Genomic DNA, 5,742 nt, shown 5'->3' with positions numbered 1-5,742 from the left:
CATGTCCCAAGTCAACATGCGCGATATGCTGAAGGCCGGTGTGCACTTCGGTCACCAAACCCGTTACTGGAATCCGAAAATGGGCAAGTACATTTTCGGCGCGCGTAACAAGATTCACATCATCAACCTTGAAAAAACCCTGCCAATGTTCAACGAAGCTCTGACTTTCGTAGAGCGTCTGGCCCAGGGCAAAAACAAGATTCTGTTCGTCGGCACCAAGCGTTCCGCTGGCAAGATCGTTGCTGAAGAAGCAGCACGTTGCGGCTCGCCGTACGTCGATCACCGCTGGTTGGGCGGCATGCTGACCAACTTCAAAACCATTCGTGCTTCCATCAAGCGTCTGCGTGACCTTGAAGTTCAAGCCGAAGACGGTACTTTCGCCAAGCTGACCAAGAAAGAAGCGCTGATGCGCTCCCGTGATCTTGAGAAGCTGGATCGTTCGCTGGGCGGCATCAAGGACATGGGCGGTCTGCCAGACGCACTGTTCGTGATCGACGTTGACCACGAGCGCATCGCGATCACCGAAGCCAACAAGCTGGGCATCCCGGTCATCGGCGTTGTCGATACCAACAGCAGCCCGGAAGGCGTTGACTACATCATTCCAGGCAACGATGACGCCATCCGCGCTATCCAGCTGTACATGGGTTCGATGGCTGACGCAGTTATCCGCGGCCGCAACAACGTTGCTGGCGGTACTGTAGAATTCGCAGCTGAAGAAACTCAGGCTGCAGCTGAGTAATCGACGCCCCTGGCGTTGACTCAGTAAGCAAAAAGGGGGCTTGGCCCCCTTTTTGCCACCTCGAAAACCATTTGTCGGCGCCCACGTCTGTATTTGTCATGTGCGGCAGCCAACATGGGTGGTTCGGGAAGAATTGAACGCCCGTTCGATCGGGTGGAATGGTTGAAAACCTATCCAAGAGGAATTTGAAAATGGCAGCAATTACTGCAGCGTTGGTCAAAGAACTGCGCGAGCGTACCGGCGAAGGCATGATGGATTGCAAGAAAGCCCTGGAAAAGGCTGACGGCGACATCGAAAAAGCCATTGATGACATGCGTGCTTCGGGCGCGATCAAGGCTGCGAAAAAAGCTGGCAACGTTGCCGCTGAAGGCGCAATCGCCATCAAATCGAATGACAAGGCAGCCGTGCTGCTGGAAGTCAACTCGCAGACCGACTTCCTGGCCCTGCAAGACGACTTCAAGAACTTCGTTGCTGCCAGCGTAGAAAAAGCTTTCGACGAAAAACTGACCGACGCAGCTCCGCTGATCGCCGCTCAGGAATCGGCTCGTGAAGCTCTGGTTGCCAAAGTCGGCGAGAACGTCAACATCCGTCGTCTGGTACGCGTAGAAGGTGACGTTGTCGGCACTTACCTGCACGGTAACAAGATCGGTGTTGCTGTTGTCCTGAAAGGCGGTGACGTCGAACTGGCCAAAGACATCGCTATGCACGTTGCTGCAAGCAACCCTGAGTTCCTCCTGCCTTCGCAAGTCTCCGACGAAGCGATCGAGCGTGAGAAAGCTGTGTTCCTGCAGCTGAACGAAGAAAAGATCAAAGGCAAGCCAGAAAACATTGTTGAGAACATGGTCAAGGGCCGTATCAGCAAGTTCCTGGCAGAAGCGAGCCTGGTCGAGCAGGCGTTCGTCAAGAACCCTGAAGTCAAGGTTGGCGAACTGGCCAAGAAAGCCGGTGCTGAAATCGTTTCCTTCACCTACTTCAAAGTAGGCGAAGGCATCGAGAAGCCGGTCGACAACTTCGCTGAAGAAGTTGCTGCCCAGCTGGCTGCCGCCAAGCAATAAGACGGTTTTCAACTGTCGCCCGAAAGAGGCTGCCCGCTAACGCGCGCAGCCTCTTTTTAGATGGGGTACCAATTTTTTATTTGGTTTCCACCCGGAACTGACTTACAAAGCCATGTTCCGATGGCGCTGCAGCAGCGCCAAGCTAGAGTGAACGCCAGCTGTAAACAGCTCGCAAAGAATTTTAAATACGCCGCAGGAGAGATTCGCAATGGCTCAGCAGGGCAGTGGTTATCAGGCTCGCTATAAACGCATTCTACTCAAGCTTAGCGGCGAGGCCCTGATGGGCTCGGAAGAGTTCGGGATCGATCCGAAGGTTCTGGATCGCATGGCGCTGGAAGTCGGTCAACTGGTCGGCATCGGCGTGCAGGTCGGTCTGGTCATCGGCGGTGGCAACCTGTTCCGTGGCGAAGCCCTGAGCAAGGCCGGTATGGATCGGGTCACGGGCGACCACATGGGCATGCTGGCCACTGTGATGAACGCCCTGGCCATGCGCGATGCGCTGGAACGTGCCAATATCTCGGCCATCGTCATGTCGGCCATTTCCATGGTCGGTGTGACCGATCACTACGATCGCCGCAAAGCCATGCGTCACCTGAACTCCAAGGATGTCGTGATCTTCGCGGCCGGTACCGGCAATCCGTTCTTCACCACGGATTCGGCAGCCTGCCTGCGTGCAATCGAAATCGACGCCGACGTTGTGCTCAAGGCCACCAAGGTTGATGGCGTGTACACCGCAGACCCGTTCAAAGACCCGCATGCCGAGAAGTTCGATCATCTGACTTATGATGAAGTACTGGATCGCAAGCTGGGTGTAATGGATCTGACTGCTATCTGCCTGTGCCGCGATCACAAGATGCCGCTGCGCGTATTCAACATGAACAAGCCCGGCGCCCTGCTGAACATCGTGCACGGCGGCGCTGAAGGGACTTTGATCGAGGAAGGCCAACAATGATCAACGAAATCAAGAAAGACGCCCAAGCGCGTATGCAGAAATCCCTGGAATCTCTGAACCACGCGTTTGGCCAGATTCGTACCGGCAAGGCTCACCCGAGCATCCTTGGCAGCGTCATGGTGCCTTACTACGGCACTGACACTCCGCTGAGCGGCGTTGCCAACGTCACCGTGAAGGATTCGCGCACCCTGCAGGTCGTGGCCTTCGAGCGCAACATGCTCGCTGCCGTCGACAAGGCAATCCAGAGCGCCGGTCTGAACCTCAACCCGACCAATCTGGGCGAGTTGCTGTTGATCCCGATGCCTGCCCTTACCGAAGAAACGCGCAAAGGCTTCACCAAGCAGGCCCGCAGTGCAGCCGAAGACGCGCGCGTAGCCGTGCGCAACATCCGTCGCGATGCTTTGGGTGAGCTGAAAAAACTGGTCAAGGACAAGGAAATCAGCGAAGACGAAGAGCGTCGTGCCATCGCCGATATCGATAAGCTGACCAAAGAATCCGAGGCCCAGATCACCAAGGCCACGGACGAGAAAGAAAAAGACCTGATGGCCGTATAAGGGTCGAGCTTTAAATGGACAAGACCAAGCAGACTGCGCCGTCCGCGGTGCCGCGCCATGTCGCGATCATCATGGATGGCAATAATCGCTGGGCGAAAAAACGCTTTATGCCGGGTGTCGCCGGGCATAAAGCGGGCGTGGATGCTGTGCGGGCGGTGATCGAGGTGTGCGCCGAGGCCAAGGTCGAAGTCCTGACCCTGTTCGCCTTCTCCAGTGAAAACTGGCAGCGCCCGGCCGATGAGGTCAGTGCCTTGATGGATTTGTTCTTCAAGGCGCTGCGTCGTGAGGCCAAGCGTCTCAACGACAACAACATCAGCCTGCGCATCATTGGCGATCGCTCGCGCTTCCACCCTGAGCTTCAGGCGGCGATGCGCGAGGCCGAGGCCATGACCGTCGGTGCCAACCGCTTTGTCCTGCAGATCGCAGCCAATTATGGCGGCCAGTGGGATATCGCTCAGGCTGCGCAACGTCTGGCGCGTGAGGTTCAGGCCGGGCATTTGCGTCCGGAGGACATCACCCCGGATCTGCTGCAAACGTGTCTAGCCACCGGCGATCTGCCGTTGCCTGACCTGTGCATTCGCACCGGTGGCGAGCATCGCATCAGCAACTTCCTGCTGTGGCAGCTGGCCTACGCCGAGCTGTACTTCTCCGACCTGTTCTGGCCGGACTTCAAACACGACGCCATGCGCACCGCGCTGGCCGATTTCGCTTCACGCCAGCGTCGCTTCGGTAAAACGAGCGAACAGGTCGAAGCTGGAGCCCGGGTTTAATGCTTAAACAACGAATCATCACTGCACTGATCCTGCTGCCGATCGCCTTGTGCGGGTTTTTCCTGCTCAAAGGTGCCGGCTTCGCGCTGTTCATTGGCCTGGTGGTGAGCCTCGGTGCCTGGGAATGGGCGCGTCTGGCCGGCTTCACCGCACAATCGTTCCGCGTCGGCTTTGCCGCGGTGGTCGCCTTGATGCTGTTTGTCATGTACGTGCTGCCGGGCCTTGCGCCTTGGGTGCTCGGTGCATCGGTGATCTGGTGGGCGATTGCGACTTATCTGGTGCTGACGTATCCACGCTCCAGCGCGCACTGGTCCACGGCGGCAACCAAGCTGCTGATCGGCCTGCTTATCCTGCTGCCTGCGTGGCAGGGTCTGGTGCAGATCAAGCAGTACCCGCTGGGTAACTGGTTGATCATGGCGGTGATGGTGCTGGTCTGGGGTGCGGACATCGGTGCTTACTTTTCCGGGCGCAAGTTCGGCAAGCGCAAGCTGGCGCCGCAGGTCAGTCCGGGCAAGAGCTGGGAAGGTGTTTACGGTGGTCTTGCGCTGAGTCTGGTGATTACCGCGATTGTCGGTCTGGTGCGCGACTGGACCGTGGCCGAGCTGCTCAAAGGCCTGATCGGCGCGGCAGTGATCGTCTTCATTTCCGTGGTCGGTGACCTTACCGAAAGCATGTTCAAGCGCCAATCCGGCATCAAGGACAGCAGTAATCTGCTGCCCGGGCATGGTGGCGTGCTGGATCGCATCGACAGCCTGACCGCAGCCATTCCGGTATTCGCCGTACTGCTCTGGATGGCCGCACCGTGAGTCGTCCCCAGCAGATTACGGTGTTGGGTGCGACCGGTTCGATCGGTCTGAGCACCCTGGATGTGATTGCGCGTCATCCTGAGCGTTATCAGGTTTTTGCATTGAGTGGTTTCACACGCCTCAGTGAGTTGTTCGCCTTGTGCCTGCGCCATGTGCCGCAGTTTGCCGTGGTGCCTGAAGTGGCCGCAGCGCGCGGCTTGCAGGATGACTTGCGTGCAGCCGGTTTGCCGACTCGTGTGCTAGTAGGCGAGGAGGGCCTGTGTCAGGTTGCCTCCGCGCCTGAAGTCGATGCGGTCATGGCGGCCATTGTCGGTGCGGCGGGTTTGCGTCCGACACTGGCGGCGGTCGAGGCGGGCAAGAAGATTCTGCTCGCCAACAAGGAAGCGCTGGTGATGTCCGGCGCGCTGTTCATGCAGGCCGTGCGCAAAAGTGGCTCGGTGCTGCTGCCGATCGACAGTGAGCACAACGCGATTTTTCAGTGCATGCCCGCGGATTTCGCGCGCGGCTTGAGCTCGGTGGGGGTGCGGCGGATCTTGCTGACCGCCTCTGGCGGGCCTTTCCGGCAGACGCCGATGTCCGAGCTGGCGAATGTTTCGCCTGAGCAGGCGTGTGCACATCCGAACTGGTCCATGGGGCGCAAGATCTCCGTGGATTCGGCAAGCATGATGAACAAGGGCCTGGAACTGATCGAAGCCTGCTGGTTGTTCGACGCCAAACCGTCTCAGGTCGAAGTTGTGATTCATCCGCAGAGCGTGATCCATTCTCTGGTGGATTACGTCGATGGCTCGGTCCTGGCGCAGTTGGGTAATCCGGACATGCGCACACCGATCGCCAACGCCCTGGCCTGGCCTGAGCGTATCGATTCC

Annotated in this window: 7 protein-coding genes; all 7 read left to right on the top strand. The window is 58.2% G+C overall.

From position 1 onward, the window contains the following. Position 1 precedes the first annotated feature (1 nt). Positions 2-739, top strand: coding sequence for a 30S ribosomal protein S2 (gene rpsB, locus OQK_RS05475; protein ID WP_003222119.1), 738 nt, complete (start codon positions 2-4; stop codon positions 737-739). A 191-nt stretch (positions 740-930) separates the two neighbouring features. Continuing rightward, positions 931-1,794: a translation elongation factor Ts gene (gene tsf / locus OQK_RS05470; RefSeq protein ID WP_016771476.1), complete on the top strand. Its 864-nt coding sequence runs from the start codon at positions 931-933 to the stop codon at positions 1,792-1,794. Between the two features lie 208 nt (positions 1,795-2,002). Beyond that, positions 2,003-2,746: a UMP kinase gene (gene pyrH, locus OQK_RS05465; RefSeq protein WP_003222124.1), complete on the top strand. Its 744-nt coding sequence runs from the start codon at positions 2,003-2,005 to the stop codon at positions 2,744-2,746. After that, positions 2,743-3,300 carry a ribosome recycling factor gene (gene frr / locus OQK_RS05460; RefSeq protein ID WP_007954771.1) on the top strand — a complete coding sequence of 186 codons (558 nt, stop codon included), beginning with the start codon at positions 2,743-2,745 and terminating at the stop codon, positions 3,298-3,300. Before pyrH ends, frr begins: the two co-directional genes overlap by 4 nt. A gap of 14 nt (positions 3,301-3,314) precedes the next feature. Continuing rightward, the gene (gene uppS / locus OQK_RS05455) at positions 3,315-4,070 is read left to right on the top strand and encodes a polyprenyl diphosphate synthase (protein ID WP_016771475.1); all 756 of its coding nucleotides are present in this window, start codon (positions 3,315-3,317) and stop codon (positions 4,068-4,070) included. Beyond that, a complete protein-coding gene (locus OQK_RS05450) occupies positions 4,070-4,876 on the top strand; it encodes a phosphatidate cytidylyltransferase (protein WP_016771474.1) in 807 nt (268 codons plus the stop codon). Before uppS ends, OQK_RS05450 begins: the two co-directional genes overlap by 1 nt. Continuing rightward, positions 4,873-5,742: 1-deoxy-D-xylulose-5-phosphate reductoisomerase (gene dxr / locus OQK_RS05445; protein WP_038860600.1), on the top strand; the 870-nt coding region annotated here is incomplete at its 3' end. The genes OQK_RS05450 and dxr, both read left to right, overlap by 4 nt.

Origin of the sequence: Pseudomonas sp. R62, assembly GCF_000257605.1 — a bacterium.
Classification (GTDB): Bacteria; Pseudomonadota; Gammaproteobacteria; order Pseudomonadales; family Pseudomonadaceae; genus Aquipseudomonas; species Aquipseudomonas atacamensis.
The sequence above is the reverse complement of the archived record's forward strand: the minus strand, read 5'-3'. Positions and strand labels throughout refer to the sequence as shown.

Coding starts and splice junctions, on each gene's coding strand:
- pyrH (WP_003222124.1), top strand. CDS start 2,003: ATGGCTCAGCAGGGCAGTGGTTATCAGGCTCGCTATAAACGCATTCTA.
- tsf (WP_016771476.1), top strand. CDS start 931: ATGGCAGCAATTACTGCAGCGTTGGTCAAAGAACTGCGCGAGCGTACC.
- rpsB (WP_003222119.1), top strand. CDS start 2: ATGTCCCAAGTCAACATGCGCGATATGCTGAAGGCCGGTGTGCACTTC.
- uppS (WP_016771475.1), top strand. CDS start 3,315: ATGGACAAGACCAAGCAGACTGCGCCGTCCGCGGTGCCGCGCCATGTC.
- OQK_RS05450 (WP_016771474.1), top strand. CDS start 4,070: ATGCTTAAACAACGAATCATCACTGCACTGATCCTGCTGCCGATCGCC.
- frr (WP_007954771.1), top strand. CDS start 2,743: ATGATCAACGAAATCAAGAAAGACGCCCAAGCGCGTATGCAGAAATCC.